The following is an 18,679-nucleotide window of genomic DNA, read 5'->3' on the forward strand; positions in this document are numbered from 1 at the left end:
CTGCCCCCTATCCGTCACTCCGCGGCAACAGATCGGTATCGACTGCCCCGGACATCCGCGACATCGCGTCCAGACCTGTTCGGACAGGCACGAGCCGGGCGGCCGGCGTTTCGCTTCCGGGTACTTCGGGGTGCGGCGGGCCACCGGAGCGCCTACCGTGGGGCTACGTCGACCTCGGAAGGCTGCACCGTGCCACTGGAGGACTGGTTCCTGTCCGCGGACGAGCGCGGCAACCCGGACTCCCGGATACCCGCGTGGTGCCCCGGAAACACGGTCGAGCCGCTCATACACGGGAGCGCGTACTTCGACCGGCTGGTCACCGAGGTGGAGACGCTCGGTGACGGTGATCACCTGTTCTTCACCGACTGGCGGGGCGATCCCGACGAGCGGATGCGCGACGGCGGGCCGACCGTCGCCGAGCTCTTCGCCGGGGCGGCCCGGCGCGGTGTCGTGGTCAAGGGCCTGCTCTGGCGCTCGCATGTGGACAAGCTGGCGTACAGCGAGGAGGAGAACCGCAACCTCGGCGAAGACATCGCGGCCGCCGGCGGGGAGGTCCTGCTCGACCAGCGGGTCCGGCGCGGCGGTTCACATCACCAGAAGCTGGTCATTCTGCGGCACATCGGCGCGCCGGAGCGGGACATCGCGTTCGCCGGCGGCATCGACCTGTGCCACAGCCGGCGCGACGACGCGGACCACCGCGGCGACCCGCAGTCGGTCGCGATGGCCTCGGCGTACGGCGGGAACCCGCCCTGGCACGACGTGCAGCTCGCGCTGCGTGGCCCGGTGGTCGGCGCCCTGGATCTGTCGTTCCGGGAGCGCTGGACCGATCGGGTGCCGCTGGACCAGCACGGGCCGATCTCCACGCTGCAGGACAAGCTGCGCCACGCCGACCTGAGCGCCGACCGCCTGCCGCCGCGGCCGCCGGACCCGCCCGAGTGCGGCCCGCACGACATCCAGGTGCTGCGCACCTACCCGTCGATGCGCCCGCCGTACGGCTTCGCCCGGCTCGGTGAGCAGAGCATCGCCCGCGGCTACACGAAGGCCATCAAACGAGCACGCAGGCTGATCTACCTCGAGGACCAGTACCTGTGGTCGACCGAGGTCGCCCGGCTCTTCGCGGACGCGCTCAACGGCAGCCCGGACCTGCATCTGATCGCGGTGGTGCCGCGCCACCCGGACGTGGACGGCCGGTTCGCGCTGCCGCCCAACCAGGTCGGCCGCGAGCAGGCCATCGAGCTGTGCCGCCGGGCCGCGCCGGAGCGGGTGCACGTCTTCGACGTGGAGAACCACGAGGGGACGCCCGTCTACGTGCACGCCAAGGTCTGCGTTGTCGACGACGTCTGGGCGAGCACGGGCAGCGACAACTTCAACCGTCGTTCGTGGACCCACGACAGCGAGCTGTCCTGCGCCGTGCTGGATCGCACCGCCGACGAGCGGGAACCGGCGGATCCGGCCGGGCTCGGCGACGGCGCCCGCACCTACGCCCGCGACCTGCGGCTCGCGCTGCTGCGCGAACACCTGGACCGCACCGACGACACAGAGCTTGTCGATCCCGCCTCGGCCCTGCGGGTGATCAACGAGAGCGCGAACGCCGTACGGGACTGGCACGCCGGCGGGGAGCGGGGACCGCGCCCACCGGGGCGGCTCGTGCCGCACCGCACGACGCGGCTCCCCTGGCACCAGCGATTCTGGGCAGTACCGGCATATCGGCTGATCTACGACCCGGACGGGCGGCCGTGGCGGGAGCGCCGGGCCGGCACCTGGTAGTGCCAGGCATACCCCGGAACTAGCCGTGGACGGCTGGGATCGACCGCCCCGCGCTGGCTACCGTGTCGCCGTGTCGACAAACGAAGCACCCTGGCAAGCCCGCTACCTGCTCTCCTCGGGCCCGTGGCGCGCGCTGCTCTACGTACTCACGACGTGCCCCTTGGCCGCGCTGACCGGGTTCGCGGTGGGCACGCTGATCCTGCCGTGGCTGGCGGCCGGGCTGCGGCTGCAGGAGGGCCGGATGCTGGAGGCGCCGCTGCTGTTCCTGATGGTCACCGCCCTGGTCCTGTTCGCCGGGCTCGGCCCGCTGGTCGCGATTCCCCTCGCGGCGATCGAGCGCGGGCGCCTGGCGCTTGTCGATCGGCGCCCGGTGCGGTCGGCGCACCGCGACGCCGCGCCGGGACCGGTGAGCTGGCTGCGGCTGCGGTACACCGAGGCGGCCACCTGGCGTGAGGTGCTCTACGCCGTCATCCTGGGCCTGGTGGTCCCGGTCGTCTACGGCGTCCTCGCGCTGCTGATGCTGATCGACGTCGGGTGCATCGTGAGCCCGCTGTTCGCGGCCACCGGCACCGATTCCTGGCAGTTCGGCGTGTTCACCGTGGACTCGACCGCCGAGGCGATCCCGCTGTCGATCCTCGGGCTGCTGTTCGTCCCGGTGCTCGTACACCTGCTCGGGCTGGTGTCGGCCGGCCAGGCCGCGACGGCCCGGGCCCTGCTCGGCGACCGGGACGGCACCGCCCTGCACGAGGTGGCGCAGTCGCGGGCCCGGCTGGCCGACGCGTTCGAGGCCGAGCGCCGCCGCATCGAACGCGACCTGCACGACGGCGCGCAGCACCGGCTGACCAGCCTTACGCTGCAACTCGGCATGGCACGCCTGGACGTGCCGGAGGACTCGCCGGCGGCGGCACCGCTGGCCCGGGCGCACGACGAGGCGAAGGAGCTGATGGTGGTGCTGCGGGAGCTGATACACGGCATCCGGCCGCAGTCGCTGACCGACCTGGGACTGCCCGCCGCCCTGCGCGAGCTCGGCGGCCGGTCGCCGCTGCCGGTGACGGTCACGGTGGCGGACGGCATGGCCCGGCCCGCGCCGCACGTCGAGGGCTGCGCCTACTTCGTGGCCTCCGAGGCGCTGGCCAACGTGGTCCGGCACAGCGGGGCGAACCGCGCCGACCTACTGCTCGCGCAGACCGCCGGCATGCTGGTGCTGGAGGTGCGCGACGACGGCGACGGCGGCGCGGACCCGGCGCGGGGCACCGGCCTGACCGGGCTGGCCGACCGGGTGGCCGCGGTCGGCGGGCGGGTGCTGCTGGCCAGCCCCGCGGGCGGCCCGACGCTGATCCGGGCGGAGCTGCCGTGCCGGAGCTGACCCGGGTGGTGCTCGCCGAGGACGGCGTCCTGCTGCGCGAGGGCCTGGTCGGGGTGCTGTCCCGCTTCGGCTTCGCGGTGGTGGCCGCGGTCGGCGACGGCCCGGCCCTGCTGGCGGCCGTCGCGGAACACCGGCCGGACCTGGTGATCACGGACATCCGGATGCCGCCCGGACACACCGACGAGGGCCTGCGCGCGGCGGTCACCCTGCGCCGGGAGCGGCCCGGGCTCGCGGTCGTCGTGCTGAGCCAGTACGTGCAGGAGGAGTACGCGTCGGCCCTGCTGGACACCGGCGACGGCCTGCGGGTCGGCTACCTGCTCAAGGACCGGGTCGTCGACGTGCGGGACTTCGTCGCGGCCCTGCGCACGGTCCTCGGCGGCGGCACGGTCGTCGACCCGGAGGTGGTACGCAGGCTGCTGCGCCGCACCCGGGACCCGCTGGCCGCGCTGTCGGCCCGCGAGCGCGAGGTGCTGGCGCTGGTCGCGGAGGGCCACTCGAACTCGGCGATCGCCGCGCGGCTGTTCGTGACGGAGGCGGCGGTCGGCAAGCACGTGGGCAGCATCCTGGCGAAGCTGGACCTGCCGCCGGCCGAGGACACCAACCGCCGCGTCCTGGCGGTCCTCGCCTACCTGCGAGGCTAGGGCTTCAGGGTCCAGGTCTCGGGCGCCCAGATCGGCGCGGACTCCTCGCCGGTGAGCCGCAGGCCGATCCGCCACGCCTGCATCGGCGGCCGCCCGGCCGCCTCCCAGCGGTCGACGATCTCCACGGCCCGCCGCCCGTACTCCTCCGCCCGCGCTCCCCCGGCCAGCACCGAGCCGTCGGGCAGGATCGCCGCGCCGCCGGTGCCCGTCTCGTCCAGCAGCACCAGGCAGCTCTGGTCGCGTCCCCGCACCGCGGCGTGGGTGGCGCGTTCGCTCCACACCCCCGCGGCGTACCAGAGGTCGCGGTAGGCGAGCGAGTCCAGCGGGTCGCCCCAGCGCGGCGGCGCGATCTCGGCGACCGCGGCCAGCGACCCGGACGGCGCCGGCGTCGGATGCGAGCGCGGATGCGCCGCGGTGAGCGGGCCCGCGGCGCTCATGAAGCCGGAGGGGCAGATCACCGTCGCGGTCACCGGCCCGCCGGCCGTGCCGCGGACCGCCAGGACGGGGTGGGTGCCGGCGTGCTCGACGGGGGCCACGACGGGACCCGGCCAGGTCTGTGCAAGCCACTGTGGAGAGATCCCGGCGACGCCGACGGTGACGATCGCGCGGTCGAAGCGTTCGCCCGGCGCACCCGCGTAGCCGTCGCCGACGATGACCCGTACCCCGTCGATGCCCGCGGCGGCCAGCGCGGACCGGGCCCGGTCCGCGACGTCGGCCTGCACGTCCACGCTTGTGACGCGGGCGCCGAGGAACGCGAGCAGCGCGGCGTTGTAGCCGGTGCCGGCGCCGATCTCCAGCACCCGGTCACCGGGGTGCACGTCGAGCGCGGCCAGCATGATCGCCATGAGGGAGGGCTGGCTGGACGAGCTGACCGGCATGCCGCCGTCGACCTTGGTGATCAGCACGTCGTCGCGGTAGACGGCCTCGAGGAAGCCCGCCGAGCCGGGCCGGGCCCAGGATCCGTCGCGGCGCTGGAAACCCTCGGTCACGAACGACTCCCGGGCCACGGCGGCGAAGGCCGCGGCGAGCCGGGGCGTCAGCGGGGCGCCGTGGCGGTGGATCCGTTCCACGAAGCGTCGGCGCGGGTCGCTCACGCTTACACCGTACGGCCGCGACGCCCGCGACGCCGCGGGCGAGCCGGCGTGCGCGGAAACGTTGGGCGGTTACGGTGGCGACCGTGAACAACTCCCAGGTCGCCTCCACCCTCGGCTTCGACGTGACCGAGCCGGCCGAGATCGTCCTGCGGATCGCCGCCGCCCGGCCGCTCGCCGAGACCCTCGCGGTCACCGGCGACGGCGGGCGGGCCGTCGAGGCGGTGGAGCTGCCCGGCCGGCTGCACTACGTGCGGGCGCCCCGGGGCAGGCTGACCGTGACCTACGCGGCCGAGGTCGCCGTGTCCGGCACCGAGCCGGCCGGCGTCACCGAGGTCGAGCGGATCGTCGCGCTGCGGCCGAGCCGGTACTGCCCGTCCGACCGGCTGGCCGGCTTCGCGGCCACCATGTTCGGCTGGGCCGGCGACCACACCGCCACCGTGCGGGCGATCACCACCTGGGTGTTCGAGCACCTGAGCTACTCCGCCGGCAGCAGCGGGCCGACCACCGACGCGGCGGACACCCTGCTCGACGGGCGCGGGGTCTGCCGGGACTACGCCCATCTCGTCGCCACGCTGTGCCGGGCGCTGAACGTGCCCGCCCGGGTCGTCGCGGTCTACGCGCCCGGACTGTCCCCGATGGACTTCCACCTGGTGGTCGAGACGGCGCTGGACGGCCGCTGGAAGGTCTGGGACGCGACCCGGCTCGCGCCCCGGCAGAGCCTGATCCGCATCGCCGACGGCCGGGACGCCGCCGACACCGCGCTGGAGACGACGCTGTCCGGCCTGCTGACCATGCCGGAGCTGTTCATCACCGCGGTGGCCGGCGGCGATCTCCCGGCCGACGATCATCTCTCGCTGGTCGAGCTGTCGTAGGCCCGCGCGGTCACCTGCGCACGCGGTAGGTCAGGTGTGTCACCCCGGTGCCCTCGACGACCAGGGGGTCCTCCAGGCGGACCGGGGTCTTCGACAGGCCGGAGAAGAACGGGATGCCCGCGCCCAGCAGCACCGGCACCAGCGACACCACGATCTCGTCCAGCAGGCCCGCGTCGAGGTACTGCCGGGTCAGCGTCGGCGTCGAGACCGCGACGATCCGGTCGCCGGCGACCTGTTTCGCGGCCTCGAGGGCGCGCAGCGCGTCGTCGTGGAACGTCGTCGCCGAGTCCGCGCGCGGCCAGCCCTCCGGGATCGAGTGGCTGACCACGAAGACCGGCGCGCCGACCGGGTGGGTGCCGCCCCAGCCCTGCGACTGGTCGAAGTTGCGGCGGCCGGTGATCAGGGCGCCGACCGCGCCGGAGAACGCCGGCCGCAGGTGCCCGGCGCTCGCCTCGGAGACCTTGAAGGTGAGGCGTTCGTCGACCGTTGGCACCTCGACGGTCCCGTTGCCGTACCAGCCGAACAGCTCGTCGACCCCGTCGTGCGGGTCCGCGATGAACCCGTCCAGCGACATCGACATTTCCGCGACCACCTTGGCCATGATCCTCAACTCCTTCGCTCGGGATGCCTTCACCCCTGGGTCGGAGCCGCCCCGCCGTTCTCTACGTCACCGCCTCGTAGCGCGCACGCAGCACCGCGACGTCCGGGCGGCCGATCAGCCGCAGCCGGGCCATGCCGCCGTCCGGGAAGATGTCCAGCCGGGCGTGGGTCGCCACCGGAACCACCGAGACCGGGAAGCGGTGCCGGGTGTCCGGCGAGAGCCGGACCTGCGGCAGCAGGTCGAACCAGTCGCTCGGGTCGTCGAGCAGCCCGGTGCGCGCGTCGATGCCGCGCAGCGTGGCGCTGCCGGGCGCGTTGCCCTTGAAGTGGCTGGTGTCCAGGTCAGCCAGCTCGATCACCGACGGCACGGCGAGCTGCACGAGCACCCAGTCGTTGCCGTCGTCGCGGCGCCGCGAGGTCTCCCAGCCGTCGCCCATGGAGCGGGCCAGGCCGGGGAGGATGATGTTCTGCGGGTGGCCGTAGAACATGTTGCTGCATCCGGCGATCCGGCCGCCGTGCTCGGCCGCGGCCACGTCGAAGACGCTCGGCAGCAGCCGCGGGTCGGGCACGACCTCGCCGTGCACCCGCAGCCGGGCCACCCCGCCGTCCGGGTAGATGTTCAGCCGCACGTGGGTGAACCGCTGGCTGGAGTCGACGTTGAACAGGTTCCGGCTGTCGCCGGAGAGCGGCGAGCGCGGCACGAGCGGCACCCAGGGCGCCTCGGCGAGCTGGATCGGGTCCGGATAGCCCTCCAGCGCGCAGCCGTCGACCGAGGCGTGCGGCGGGAAGTTGCCGGTGAAGAACGCCGTGTCGATGTCGATGCCATGCACGACGCCGGGCGCGCCGAGCCGGATGATCGCCGTGTCGTAGCCGTCCTGGCGACGCCGGCGGGTCTCCCAGCCGTCGTACACCTGGCCCTTGAGCCCGAAGGTCCTCGGCGCGAAGACCGGCGCGTCCGGCTCGACCAGGTGGTCGGCGGCGGCGAACAGCTCGTCGTTGGCGAAGACCACTCCGCCGCCGAAGGTGCGCGACGCCAGATCGGGCAGGCGCGTGAACTCTTCCATCAGGAGATCTCCCGGGTCAGAAGGACGCCGCGGGGGGCGTCGCCGGTCACGGTCCGTCCGCGCAGCCAGGTCGTGCGCACCACGCCCGACAGGACCCTTCCCGCGTACGGCGTGACGGGGTTGCGGTGGTGCAGCCTGGCGGGGTCGACGGTGAAGGTGGCCTCGGGGTCGAAGGCGACCAGATCGGCGTCGGCGCCCACCGCGATGCGGCCCTTGCCGGTGAGCCCGACAAGGTCGGCGGGGCGCCGGGCCATCCAGCTCACCACGTCGGAGAGGGTGTGCCCGCGCGCCCGCGCCGCGGTCCAGATCACCGGCAGGCCGAGCTGCACGGAGGCGATGCCGCCCCAGGCCGCCGCGAAGTCGCCGGTCTCCCGGCGCTTGAGCTCGGGAGTGCAGGGCGAGTGGTCGCTGACGACGCAGGTGATGAGCCCGCCGGCGAGCGCGGCCCAGAGGCGGTCGGCGTTGGCGCTGTCGCGGATCGGCGGGCAGCACTTGAACTCGGTCGCGCCGGACGGGATCTCGGCGGCATCCAGGGTCAGGTAGTGCGGGCAGGTTTCGGCGGTGACCCGCAGGCCGCCCGCCCGGGCCGCCTCGATCAGCGGCAGGGCGCCCGCCGCGGACAGGTGCAGGATGTGCACGCGGGCGCCCGCCACGCGGGCGGCCTCGATCGCGGTCGCCACGGCCGCGTGCTCGGCGTCGGGCGGCCGGGAGGCGAGGAAGTCCGCGTACGCCGGGGAGGACGCGGCGGCGTGCAGGTGGTCGGGGTCCTCGGCGTGCACCACGAACTGTGCGTCGACCGCCGCGAGCGCCTCGCCCAGCTGGTCGGGGCTCAGCGGCGGGAACTCGGGGACGCCGGAGTCCGCGAGGAACGCCTTGAAGCCGTAGACGCCGGCGGCATGCAGGGCGGGCAGCGCGGCGGCGTTGCCGGGGATCGCGCCGCCCCAGAAGCCGACGTCGACGTGGATCCGGCCGCGCGCGGCGTCCTGCTTGACCGCCAGCGCGGCGACGTCGACGGTCGGCGGCAGGCTGTTGAGCGGCATGTCCACGATGGCGGTCACCCCGCCCGCCGCGGCCGCCCGGGTCGCCGTGTCGAAGCCCTCCCACTCGGTGCGGCCGGGCTCGTTGACGTGCACGTGGGTGTCGACCAACCCGGGCAGCAGGGCCAGGTCGCCCAGATCCACGTCCTCGGCGGCCTCGACCGCCGCGCCGTGATCGCCGACGGCGACGATCCGGCCGCCGCTGACCGAGACCGCGGCCGGGCGCTCGCCGCCCACGGTGACGACGCGGCGGGACCGCAGCACGAGATCGACCATGAGCCGAGCCTAGCCGCCGTGCGTCGCCCGGCGGCCAGGTCGGGCGAAGCCGCCTCACCCGGCTGGCGCCGCTGTGGCAGGATGCGCGAAGATCGCCGGCCGCAGGGTCGTCCGGCACGGAAAAGGGCGGAGTACGAACAGCCGTGACCCGACGGATGACCTCCCGGAACGTGGCGCTGACCGCCGCGTTCCTCGCCCTCGCCGCCGGCGGCGCCGCCGCCTGCGACTCCTCGGCCGAGGACGAGTGGGGCATCGACGACACATCGACGTACACCTACGACTCGTCCGGTGACGAGGACTACGTCGACGAGGAGGACGCCGAGGAGGACGGCGGCGAGGTGTTCTACTGCGCCGACGCGGACGGGGACATCGTCGACGAGAAGCTCTGCGCGGACGACGGGAGCGCGGCGTACTTCCTCTGGCACTCGCCCTTCTACGCACGCGGCCTGCGGCCGGGCACGGCGCTGCTCGGCGGCGAGCGCTTCCGGGCGAACGACACCGCGGCCCGGCGCGCCTTCGCGCTGCCGTCGGCGGGCAAGGTGTCCAACGGCAGCGTCAAGACCAACGTCGTGGGCCGCGGCAGCGGCGGCTCCGGGATCAGCGGCTCCTCGGGCGGCTGATCAGCGGAAGGCGGACAGCTCGTCGCGGGTGAAGCCCACGTCGTCGAGCGCGCCGCAGTCCAGGCCGCGGAGCAGGAAGCCGGCCAGCGCCCGGGCCGTTGCCGGCTCGTCCAGGATGCCGCCCGACTGGCGGTCCAGATAGCGGCGCAGGCGCAGCGTGGCCGCGTCCACCCCGCCGGCGAAGAACGCGTAGGTGGCCGCGAACCGGGTCGGCAACTGCGCCGGGTGCAGGTCCCAGCCCTGGTAGAAGCCGCGTTCGAGAGACCGGCGGACGAGCCGGTGGTGCAGCGCCCAGGCGTCGTGCACGGCCACGTCCGTGCCGACCGGCAGGATGTTGGTCGAGCCGTCGGAGAGCCGGACCCCGGTGCCGGCCGCGGCGGCCTGGATGACCGCCTTGGCGTAGTCGGCGACCGGGTGGTCCATCGCCTGGTAGGCCGCCGCCACCCCGGCCGCCGCGCTGTAGTCGTACGTGCCGTAGTGCAGGCTGGTGCAGCGTCCGTCGGCCGCCGTGATGAGCCGGGCCACCGTGGCGGTGCCGTCGGCGCCCAGCACCGCCGACGGCAGCTCGATCTGGATCTCGAACCGCAGCGTGCCGGCGCTCAGCCCGTGGCCGCGTTCGAGCCGCTCGCAGAGCGAGACCATCGCCGCGACCTGGTCCGGGCCGCTGACCTTGGGCAGCGTGACGACGAACGGCTCGGAATACAGAGACAGGAACAGGTCGAGGGTGCGCAGCGCGCGGTGCCGGGTGGCGGCCTCCAGCGACTTGATCCGGATACCGAGGAACGGCGGCCGGTCGCCGTCGGACAGCACGGCGACGGCCGCCTTGACCGCGGCGTCCTCCTGGTCGTCGTCGCGGACGCCGTAGCCATCCTCGAAGTCGATGCGCAGGTCCTCGATCGGCTCGGTGGCGAGCTTGGCCCGGACCCGGTCGGCGAGGGCCGCCGGGAACGGCAGCGGCGGGTGGTCGTCCAGGGCCGCCAGCGCGGCACCGCCCCAGTCCCGGAAACCGGCGATGCGGTCGGCCGGGATGTAGACGGTGTGCACCGGCTGCCGGCCCGGACGCTCACCCGGGTAACGCTCGGCGAGGAACGCGTCGTGCACGGCGAGCCGGCCGTCGACCGCGGCGTAGTCGTCCTCGCTGAGCCGCATCGTCAGTCGATCGAGTCGTACGCGGCCGTCGTCAGGAAGTCCGCGAAGTCGTCGGCCAGGGCGACCCGCTCGAACAGCTTGCGGGCGTCGTCGAAGCGGCTGCCCGCCCACGCCTGGTCGCCGAGCGCGTCACGGATCTTGGCAAGCTCCTCGTCCTCGAGCCGCCCGACCAGGTCCGCGGTGATCGCGGTGCCGTCGTCGAGGCGCACCCCGTTGTGGATCCACTGCCAGACCTGGGAGCGGGAGATCTCCGCGGTGGCCGCGTCCTCCATCAGGTTGTTGATACCGACCGCGCCGTTGCCGCGCAGCCAGGCCTCCAGGTACTGCAGCGCCACCGAGACGTTGCCACGCAGGCCGGCCTCGGTCACCGCGCCGCCGGTTGCGGCGACGTCGAGCAGCTGCGCGGCCTCGACGGTCACGTCGTCGCGCCTGCGGTCGAGCTGGTTGGGGCGATCGCCCAGCACCCGGTCGAAGATCTCCCGGCAGACCGGCACCAGGTCGGGGTGCGCGACCCAGGAGCCGTCGAAGCCGTCGCCGGCCTCCCGCTCCTTGTCCTCACGGACCTTGGCGAGGGCGACCTCGTTGACCGCGGGGTCGCGACGGCTCGGGATGAACGCGGCCATCCCGCCCATCGCGAAGGCGCCGCGCCGGTGGCAGGTCGAGACGAGCAGCTCCGTGTAGGCCCGCATGAACGGCGCCGTCATCGTCACCGCGGCCCGGTCCGGCAGCACCATCGCCGGGTTGTCCCGGAAGTACTTGATGATGCTGAACAGGTAGTCCCAGCGGCCCGCGTTGAGCCCGGAGATGTGCGGGCGCAGCGCGTGCAGGATTTCGTCCATCTCGAACGCGGCCGGGATCGTCTCGATGAGCACGGTGGCCCGGATGGTGCCGACCGGGATGCCGAGGGCCTCCTGGGCGTAGGTGAAGACGTCGTTCCAGAGCGCGGCCTCGCGGTGCGACTCCATCTTGGGCAGATAGAAGTACGGCCCGCTGCCGCGGCTGATCAGCTCGGCGGCGTTGTGGAAGAAGTAGAGCCCGAAGTCGACGAGCGCACCCACGGCGGGCTCGTCGTCGACGGGCAGGTGCCGCTCGTCGAGGTGCCAGCCGCGGGGCCGCATCACGATGGTCGGGTACGGCCCGCCGCCCAGCTCGTAGGTCTTCGCCGGGGTCTCGAGGGTGATGGTGCGCCGGATCGCGTCGTAGAGGTTCTGCTGGCCGTCCACCACGTTGGCCCAGTGCGGGGTGTTCGCGTCCTCGAGGTCGGCGAGCCACACCTTGGCGCCGGAGTTGAGCGCGTTGATGGTCATCTTGCGCTCGGTCGGCCCGGTGATCTCCACCCGCCGGTCCGTGAGGTCGGCCGGTGCGGCGGGCACCGTCCAGTCGCCGGCCCGGATGTCGGCCGTCTCGGGCAGGAACCCGAGCGTGCCGCCGGCGGCGATCTCGGCCCGGCGGGCGGCGCGGGCTGCGAGCAGCTCGTTGCGACGCGGCCGGAAACGCCGGTTCAGATCGGCGACGAACGCCACGGCCTCGTCGGACAGAATCTCGGTCACGATCTGCGACTCCCCTCGAAACGTGAATCTCTGGCTACCGTATCGGTCCCGAGGCGTCCCGCACCTTACGGTCTTCCGGCAACCTTTTGCGGAGGGTAAAATCCGCGGTTCTTCCCCGGCTTCATCGGGTGGAAATGATCACAAGTACCAGTCGGCGGCGGCCGGGGGCGCGTCGTCACGGGCCACCGTGCCCTCGATGAGGCCGTACGGCCGGTCCCCGGCGATGAACACCTCGTTCGGATTCTCGAGCCCGAACGGGGACAGATCAGCCAGGTAGTGATGCTTGTTGGGCAGCGCGAGCCGGATCTCGGCGATCTCGGACCGGCTGTCCAGCACCCGCGAACCCATCGAGAACAGGGTCTGCTGCAACGAGTAGCTGTAGGTGTTCACGAACGCGTTGACCATCGCGTCCTTCGCGCCCTCGAACGACTCGTCCCAGTCGGTGGCGGCGGCCGACCGGTGCCGCCAGCGGGCGTCGACCGCGGTGGACAGGATCCGCTCGGTCGTCTCGGGCAGCGTCGTGTACCGGTCGCGCGGGAAGCCGTGGAACTCCGAGGCGGTCGAGTTCAGCAGCACCAGGTCCTTGAGCCCGGACACCACCTGCTCCCCGTCCGGCGAGACGCCGACCGTCGCCGTGCGGACGAAGTCGCCCGCCCGCCGGAACGAGTGCGGGCCCAGCCGCTCCCAGCCGAACGACTCGAGGCTCACGACCGCGCCGGAGATCTGCGGCTGCGTCGCGACGAAGTGGCGGGCGAGCAGCAGCCCGAACGCCTCCGGCGAGCCGACGCCGTGCTCGCGGGCGAACGCGTACACGGTGTTCTTCATCGTGTCGGTGGGCAGCACGCCGGCGTTGTCGCCGGTCAGGTGGGTCGCCGCGAGATCGCCGGAGAGCGCGACACTCACGTTCAGGTCGAGCAGCCCGTGGGTGTCGCCGGCCCGCGTGACGCGCACCAGCCGCGTCTCCGCCTTGCCGTAACGGTTGCTCCCCAAAACGATCGCCACGCGTCAACTCCCTCGGTAGGTGGTGTAGCCGTAGCGGCTCAGCAGCAGCGGCACGTGGTAGTGCCGCTCCGGATCGTGCACGTGGAACGCGACGGTGATCTCGGGGAAGAACGCCTCACCGCCCAGGTAGGGCTCCACGTAGAAGACGAGCCGGTAGCCGCCCGCCTGCCAGTCGTGCAGGGGCACGCGGTGCAGCAGCCGGCCGTCGTCGTCGGTGCGCCCCTCCGCGATCAGGCGCCAGCCGTCCGAATCGCGCCGCTCCAGCCGCACGTAGACGTCCCGGGCCGGATCGCCGGTCACCGTGTCCAGGATGTGGGTGGAGATCTTGGCGTGGAACCGCGCCGCCGTGCCGTCAGTCGAGGGCATCCAGCAGCCTCTCCAGCCGCAGCAGTGCGATCTTGCGAAGCTCGCCGGCGACGACGGCCCGCTCGGTCTCCTCGTCGTTGCCGAGCCGGGCCCGCGCCGCCGCCAGGATCTCCTCCTGCGACCGCCCGCTGGCGAAGATCAGGAATACGTGGCCGAACCTGTCCTCATAGGCGTGATTCGCGGCGGTCAATGCGGCCGTGGTCTCGTCGTCCGCGCTGCTCGCGGCCGCCGACTGCTCCCGCCGCGACCACGCCGCCTCCTTCGAGTCGCCCTGCGCGCGCTCGCCGATCCGCGGATGCGCGGACAGCCCAAGCAGGACGTCTTCCCAGCTCAGGTCCCGTGCGGCCGCGTCGGCCGCGGCCATGACGGCCGCACGTGAGCCATACGGGCGCCGCGCCACGACCGCGGCGCCCCAGGCGGGGGCGGCGCACACGGCGAGCAGATCCGCCTCGAGCTTCTCGGCGGGCAGGGAGTTGAGAACTTCGATCCGGTCCACCGCTCACCCCCTGTTTTTCCGACGGTCAGTCAAACAGTCCATCATCCGATCTTGCACTGCTTTCCAGGGAAATTAACACGCCCAGCACGTGCCGCCGGGCGGTCCGCCCGCGTGCGCGAGACTTGTCCGGTGCTGATCGCCACGCAAGCCCTGCCCGACCTGCCGATCCGGGCGGTGCTGCCGGCGGTGGGCGCCGCCCTCGCGGACGCGGGCGCGGCGGTGCTGGTCGCGCCGCCCGGCACCGGCAAGACCACCCTGGTCCCCCTGGCCCTGGCAGGGCCGGACCCGGCCGGCCGGGTCGTGGTGGCGGAGCCACGCCGGGTCGCGGCCCGGGCGGCGGCCCGCCGGATGGCGGCTCTGCTCGGCGAGCAGGTCGGCGGCCGGGTGGGCTACACGGTCCGCGGCGACCGCCGGGTCACCGCCGAGACCCGCGTCGAGGTCGTGACGACCGGGGTCCTGGTACGCCGGCTGCAACGCGACCCGGAGCTCGCCGGAACGGCGGTCGTGATCCTGGACGAGTGCCACGAGCGCCACCTGGACACGGACCTCGCCCTGGCCTTCCTGATCGAGGTACGCGCGGAGCTCCGCCCGGATCTGCGGGTACTGGCGACCTCGGCGACGGCCGAGTCCCACCGCCTGTCCGAGATCCTGGGCGGCGCACCGGTCGTCGAGGCGAAGGCGGCCCTGCACCCGGTGGACGTCCACTGGTGCCCGCCGCCGCAGCCCGTCGCGCCCCCGCTCGGCCTGCGCGTCGACCCGAGGCTCCTCGACCACGTGGCCGGCACCGTCCGCCGGGCCCTGGCCGACGGCGACGGCGACGTGCTGGTCTTCCTGCCGGGCGCCCGGGAGATCGAGACGGTCGCGTCCCGCCTGCCCGGCGGCGACGCCGAGGTGGTCACCCTGCACGGCCGGCAGCCGGGGTCCGCACAGGACGCCGCGCTGCGCCCCAGCCCGGTACGCCGGGTGGTGCTGGCCACCGCGGTCGCGGAGAGCAGCCTGACCGTCCCCGGCGTCCGCGCGGTGGTCGACGCGGGCCTGAGCCGGGTGCCCCGGATGGACCACGGCCGGGGCCTCGGCGCCCTCGTCACCGTCGCGGTGTCCCGCGCCTCGGCGACGCAGCGGGCGGGCCGGGCGGGGCGCGAGGCGCCGGGCCGGGTCTACCGCTGCTGGTCGCAGGCCCAGCACGACCGGCTCCCGGCCCAGCCCGAGCCGGAGGTGGCGGCGGCCGACCTGACCGGCTTCGCGCTGGACCTGGCGCTGTGGGGACACCCGGACGGCAGCGGCCTCAGCCTGCCGGACGCGCCGCCCGCCGGCGCGCTGCAGGCCGCGACGGGCACGCTGCGGGCGCTCGGCGCCACCGACGCGGAGGGCCGGATCACCGCCCGCGGCCGGGCGCTGGCCGACGCGGGCCTGCACCCCCGCCTCGCCCGCGCCCTGCTCGACGGCGCGCCCGCGGTCGGTGCCCGGCGGGCCGCCGAGGTCGTGGCGCTGCTGGACGCGGACCGGGCGGCGGACGATCTCGTCGCGGCCTGGCGCCGCGCCCGCGCCGAGGACGACGGCGGCTGGCGCGCCGAGGTCCGCCGCCTCACCGCGGCGGTCACCCGCAACCCGGACGCCGGCGAAAAGCCCGGTGATCGCGGGCCGCTGCCGGACGACCTCGCGGCTGGGCTGATCATCGGGCTCGCGTACCCCGAGCGGGTCGCCCGGGCCCGCGAGCCGGGCGGGCGGGCGTACCTGATGGCGGGCGGGACCGCCGCGGAGCTCGGCGGCGGCAGCGGCCTGGCGGGAACGCCCTGGCTGGCGGTCGCGGACGCGGACCGGGCACCGGGCGCCCGCACCGCCCGGATCCGCAGCGCCGCGCCGCTGGACGAGGCCGGCGCCCGCGAGGCCGCGGCCACCCTGCGCGAGACCGGCGACCAGATCGGCTGGATCGACGGCGACGTGGTCGCCCGCCGCGTCGACCGGCTCGGCGCGATCGTCCTGAGTGAACGCCGGATCGACCGCCCGGACCCCGCCGACGTGCACGCGGCCCTGCTCGACGGGCTGCGCCGCGAGGGACTCGGCCTGCTCACCTGGTCGCGGACGGCGACCGAGCTGCGGGAGCGGCTGGCGTTCGCCCGTGCCGCGCTGGGCGAGCCCTGGCCGGCGGTGGACGACGACGCCCTGCTCGCCGGCCTGGACGACTGGCTGCCGCTGGGTCCGGTCCGCCGCCGCGCCGACCTGGCGAAGATCGACACCGCCGCGGCGCTGCGCCGCCTGCTGCCCTGGTCGGTGGCCGGGCGGCTGGACGAGGTGGCACCGGAACGCCTGCCGGTGCCGAGCGGCTCGAGGGTGCGGGTGGACTACGCCGACCCGGCGGCACCGGTCCTGGCGGTGAAGGTGCAGGAGACCTTCGGCTGGCGCGAGGCGCCGCGGCTGGCCGACGGCCGCATCCCGGTCCTGCTGCATCTGCTCTCGCCCGCGGGCCGCCCGGTCGCGGTCACCCGGGACCTGGCGTCCTTCTGGTCGAACGGCTATCCCCAGGTACGTGCGGAACTGCGCGGGCGCTACCCCCGGCACCCGTGGCCGGAGGACCCGACCACCGCCGCGCCGACCCGCCGCACCAACCGCCGCACGCCCTGACCCGGCCTGCGCTCGGCCATCAGCTCGGCCCCAGGCCCGGCTCCCGGCCGGAGCCACCTTCAGTCGCCGCAGACCCTAGGGAGCGATTCGCCGGGCGCATACGTTTTCCATTCTTCCTCGCTGAGACCGCCGACTCGTTGACACAGGTTCGCTATCGGGTTCAGGAAGATCGAAAGATCCCACAGGCGAACGGTGTCGTCGAGGCCGGCGGTGGCGAGCAGTTTCCCGTCCGGGCTGAACGCCACCGACGATACCGACTCGGTGTGGCCCGTCAACGGCGCACCGACCGGCCGCTTGGTGGCCGGATCCCATAACCGCACCGTCCCGTCGTCGAGGGCGATCGCAAGCAGTTTCCCGTCCGGGCTGAACGCCACCGCCCCCTCCTCTTCGGTGTGGTCGGTCAGCGGCGCACCGACCGGCCGCCCCGTCACCGGATCCCACAACCGCACCGTATTGTCCATGCTCGCCGTGGCCAGCAACCTCCCGTCCGGCGGGCTGAACGCCACCGCCCGCACCCCCGCGGTGTGTCCGGTCAGCGGCGCACCGACCTGCCGCCCCGTCACCGGATCCCACAACCGCACCGTATTGTCCATGCTCGCCGTGGCCAGCAACTTCCCATCCGGCGGGCTGAACGCCACCGCCAACGCGTCGGCGGTGTGTCCGGTCAGCGGCGCACCGACCGGCCGCCCCGTCGCCGGATCCCACAACCGCACCGTGTCGTCCATGCTCGCCGTGGCCAGCAACCTCCCGTCCGGCGGGCTGAACGCCACCGCCCGCACCCCCGCGGTGTGTCCGGTCAGCGGCGCACCGACCGGCCGCCCCGTCACCGGATCCCACAACCGCGCCGCCTTGTCGATGCTCGCCGTGGCCAGCAACTTCCCGTCCGGCGGGCTGAACGCCACCGCTGTTGCCCATTCGGTGTGCTCAACCAGCGGCTCACCGATCGGTTGGCCGGTAACCGGGTTCCACAACCGCGCCGTCTTATCGCCGCCGCCACCGCTGGCCAGTGTCCCGTCCGGGCTGAACACCACCGCCCGCACCCCGTCGGTGTGGCCGGTCAGCGGCGCATCGACCGGCCGCTTGGCGGCCGGGTCCCACAACCGCACCGTCTCGTCCTCGCTCGCCGTGGCCAGCAACTTCCCATCCGGGCTGAACACCACCGTCCGCACCCCGGCGGTGTGGCCGGTCAACGGCGCACCGACCGGCCGCCCCGTCACCGGATCCCACAACCGCACCGTCTCGTCCTCGCTCGCCGTGGCCAGCAACTTCCCATCCGGGCTGAACGCCACGTCCCGCACCCAGTCGCTGTGGCCGGTCAGCGGCGCACCGGCGGGCCGCCCCGTCACCGGATCCCACAACCGCACCGTATTGTCGGCACTGGCGGTGGCCAGCAGTTTCCCGTCCGGGCTGAACACCGCCGCCCCCATCCCGGCGGTGTGTCCGGTCAGCGGCGCACCGACCGGCCGCCCCGTAGCCGGATCCCACAACCGCGCCGTCCTGTCCTCGCTGGCGGTGGCCACCAAGTCTCCGTGCGGCGGCCTGAACGCCACCGCCCGCACCGCGGCGGTATGGCCGGTCAGCGGCGTACCGATCGGCCGTCCGGTAGCCGGATCCCACAACCGCACCGTATTGTCGTCGGCGGCGCTGGCCAGCAACTTCCCATCCGGGCTGAACTCCATGTCCCACACCCCGGCGGTGTGTCCGGTCAGCGGCGCACCGACCGGCCGCCCCGTCACCGGATCCCACAACCGCACCGTATTGTCGTCGGCGGCGCTGGCCAGCAACTTCCCATCCGGGCTGAACACCACGTCCCACACCCCGGCGGTGTGTCCGGTCAATGGCGCACCGACCGGCCGCCCCGTCACCGGATCCCACAACCGCACCGTCTCGTCGTCGGCGGCGCTGGCCAGCAACTTCCCATCCGGGCTGAACACCACGTCCCGCACCCAGTCGGTGTGGCCGGTCAACGGCGCACCGACCGGCCGCCCCGTCACCGGATCCCACAACCGCACCGTCTCGTCCTCGCCGGGGGTCGCCAGCAACTTCCCATCCGGGCTGAACAGGGACTGTCTCGCTAACGGTGTTTCCGGCGTCTTCGGTTAGTAGGTTTCGGCGGCCGGGAACCGGTCGCCGAAGGTGATAGAGAAGGCGTTCAAG

16 protein-coding genes are annotated in these 18,679 nt (G+C 73.8%); 6 read left to right on the plus strand and 10 right to left on the minus strand.

The window, feature by feature from the left end; all coding sequences use genetic code 11:
- Window positions 1-189: 189 nt before the first annotated feature.
- From AB0B58_RS36160 to AB0B58_RS36170, 3 genes are all read left to right on the plus strand, one after another.
- Window positions 190-1,767, plus strand: coding sequence for a phospholipase D-like domain-containing protein (locus AB0B58_RS36160; protein WP_360233559.1), 1,578 nt, complete (start codon window positions 190-192; stop codon window positions 1,765-1,767).
- Window positions 1,768-1,837: 70 nt separating this feature from the next.
- Window positions 1,838-3,133: a sensor domain-containing protein gene (locus tag AB0B58_RS36165; RefSeq protein WP_360233562.1), complete on the plus strand. Its 1,296-nt coding sequence runs from the start codon at window positions 1,838-1,840 to the stop codon at window positions 3,131-3,133.
- Complete coding sequence (locus AB0B58_RS36170) at window positions 3,121-3,774, plus strand: response regulator transcription factor (protein WP_360233565.1); 654 nt, start codon at window positions 3,121-3,123, stop codon at window positions 3,772-3,774. The genes AB0B58_RS36165 and AB0B58_RS36170 overlap by 13 nt, the downstream gene beginning before the upstream one ends.
- Here AB0B58_RS36170 and AB0B58_RS36175 read toward each other — a convergent pair.
- Entirely contained in the window at window positions 3,771-4,868 is a 1,098-nt protein-coding gene (locus tag AB0B58_RS36175) for a methyltransferase domain-containing protein (protein WP_360233568.1), read from the minus strand. The genes AB0B58_RS36170 and AB0B58_RS36175 overlap by 4 nt on opposite strands.
- 83 nt (window positions 4,869-4,951) lie before the next feature.
- Here AB0B58_RS36175 and AB0B58_RS36180 point away from each other — a divergent pair, with 83 nt between their 5' ends.
- A complete protein-coding gene (locus tag AB0B58_RS36180; RefSeq protein WP_360233571.1) occupies window positions 4,952-5,740 on the plus strand; it encodes a transglutaminase-like domain-containing protein in 789 nt (262 codons plus the stop codon).
- A gap of 10 nt (window positions 5,741-5,750) precedes the next feature.
- On the opposite strand, the gene AB0B58_RS36185 is transcribed toward AB0B58_RS36180, so the two are convergent.
- From AB0B58_RS36185 to allB, 3 genes are all read right to left on the minus strand, one after another.
- Window positions 5,751-6,341 carry a dihydrofolate reductase family protein gene (locus AB0B58_RS36185; protein WP_360233574.1) on the minus strand — a complete coding sequence of 197 codons (591 nt, stop codon included), beginning with the start codon at window positions 6,339-6,341 and terminating at the stop codon, window positions 5,751-5,753.
- Between the two features lie 61 nt (window positions 6,342-6,402).
- Window positions 6,403-7,404 carry an allantoicase gene (gene alc, locus AB0B58_RS36190; protein ID WP_360233577.1) on the minus strand — a complete coding sequence of 334 codons (1,002 nt, stop codon included), beginning with the start codon at window positions 7,402-7,404 and terminating at the stop codon, window positions 6,403-6,405.
- Window positions 7,404-8,717, minus strand: a complete 1,314-nt coding sequence (allB, locus tag AB0B58_RS36195; protein WP_360233580.1) for an allantoinase AllB — start codon at window positions 8,715-8,717, stop codon at window positions 7,404-7,406. The genes alc and allB overlap by 1 nt, the downstream gene beginning before the upstream one ends.
- 143 nt (window positions 8,718-8,860) lie before the next feature.
- Here allB and AB0B58_RS36200 point away from each other — a divergent pair, with 143 nt between their 5' ends.
- Window positions 8,861-9,337, plus strand: a complete 477-nt coding sequence (locus AB0B58_RS36200) for a hypothetical protein (RefSeq protein ID WP_360233583.1) — start codon at window positions 8,861-8,863, stop codon at window positions 9,335-9,337.
- On the opposite strand, the gene AB0B58_RS36205 is transcribed toward AB0B58_RS36200, so the two are convergent.
- The 5 genes from AB0B58_RS36205 to uraD all read right to left on the minus strand — a co-directional run bounded on the left by AB0B58_RS36205 (window position 9,338) and on the right by uraD (window position 13,900).
- On the minus strand, window positions 9,338-10,486 hold the full coding sequence (locus tag AB0B58_RS36205; protein ID WP_360233586.1) for a DUF6986 family protein: 1,149 nt from the start codon (window positions 10,484-10,486) through the stop codon (window positions 9,338-9,340). It lies immediately after the preceding gene.
- Window positions 10,487-10,488: 2 nt separating this feature from the next.
- The gene (gene aceB / locus AB0B58_RS36210; protein ID WP_360233589.1) at window positions 10,489-12,036 is read right to left on the minus strand and encodes a malate synthase A; all 1,548 of its coding nucleotides are present in this window, start codon (window positions 12,034-12,036) and stop codon (window positions 10,489-10,491) included.
- Window positions 12,037-12,174: 138 nt separating this feature from the next.
- The gene (gene pucL / locus AB0B58_RS36215) at window positions 12,175-13,038 is read right to left on the minus strand and encodes a factor-independent urate hydroxylase (protein ID WP_360233592.1); all 864 of its coding nucleotides are present in this window, start codon (window positions 13,036-13,038) and stop codon (window positions 12,175-12,177) included.
- A gap of 3 nt (window positions 13,039-13,041) precedes the next feature.
- The gene (uraH, locus tag AB0B58_RS36220; protein ID WP_360233595.1) at window positions 13,042-13,404 is read right to left on the minus strand and encodes a hydroxyisourate hydrolase; all 363 of its coding nucleotides are present in this window, start codon (window positions 13,402-13,404) and stop codon (window positions 13,042-13,044) included.
- The gene (gene uraD, locus AB0B58_RS36225; protein WP_360233598.1) at window positions 13,391-13,900 is read right to left on the minus strand and encodes a 2-oxo-4-hydroxy-4-carboxy-5-ureidoimidazoline decarboxylase; all 510 of its coding nucleotides are present in this window, start codon (window positions 13,898-13,900) and stop codon (window positions 13,391-13,393) included. Before uraD ends, uraH begins: the two co-directional genes overlap by 14 nt.
- A 132-nt stretch (window positions 13,901-14,032) precedes the next feature.
- Between uraD and hrpB the strand changes: the two genes are divergently transcribed.
- Complete coding sequence (gene hrpB, locus AB0B58_RS36230; RefSeq protein WP_360233622.1) at window positions 14,033-16,522, plus strand: ATP-dependent helicase HrpB; 2,490 nt, start codon at window positions 14,033-14,035, stop codon at window positions 16,520-16,522.
- Between the two features lie 59 nt (window positions 16,523-16,581).
- Here hrpB and AB0B58_RS36235 read toward each other — a convergent pair whose 3' ends face one another.
- Entirely contained in the window at window positions 16,582-18,585 is a 2,004-nt protein-coding gene (locus AB0B58_RS36235; RefSeq protein WP_360233625.1) for a WD40 repeat domain-containing protein, read from the minus strand.
- Between the last annotated feature and the right edge of the window lie 94 nt (window positions 18,586-18,679).

It is taken from the genome of Actinoplanes sp. NPDC049118, from assembly GCF_040648555.1.
GTDB lineage: Bacteria > Actinomycetota > Actinomycetes > Mycobacteriales > Micromonosporaceae > Actinoplanes.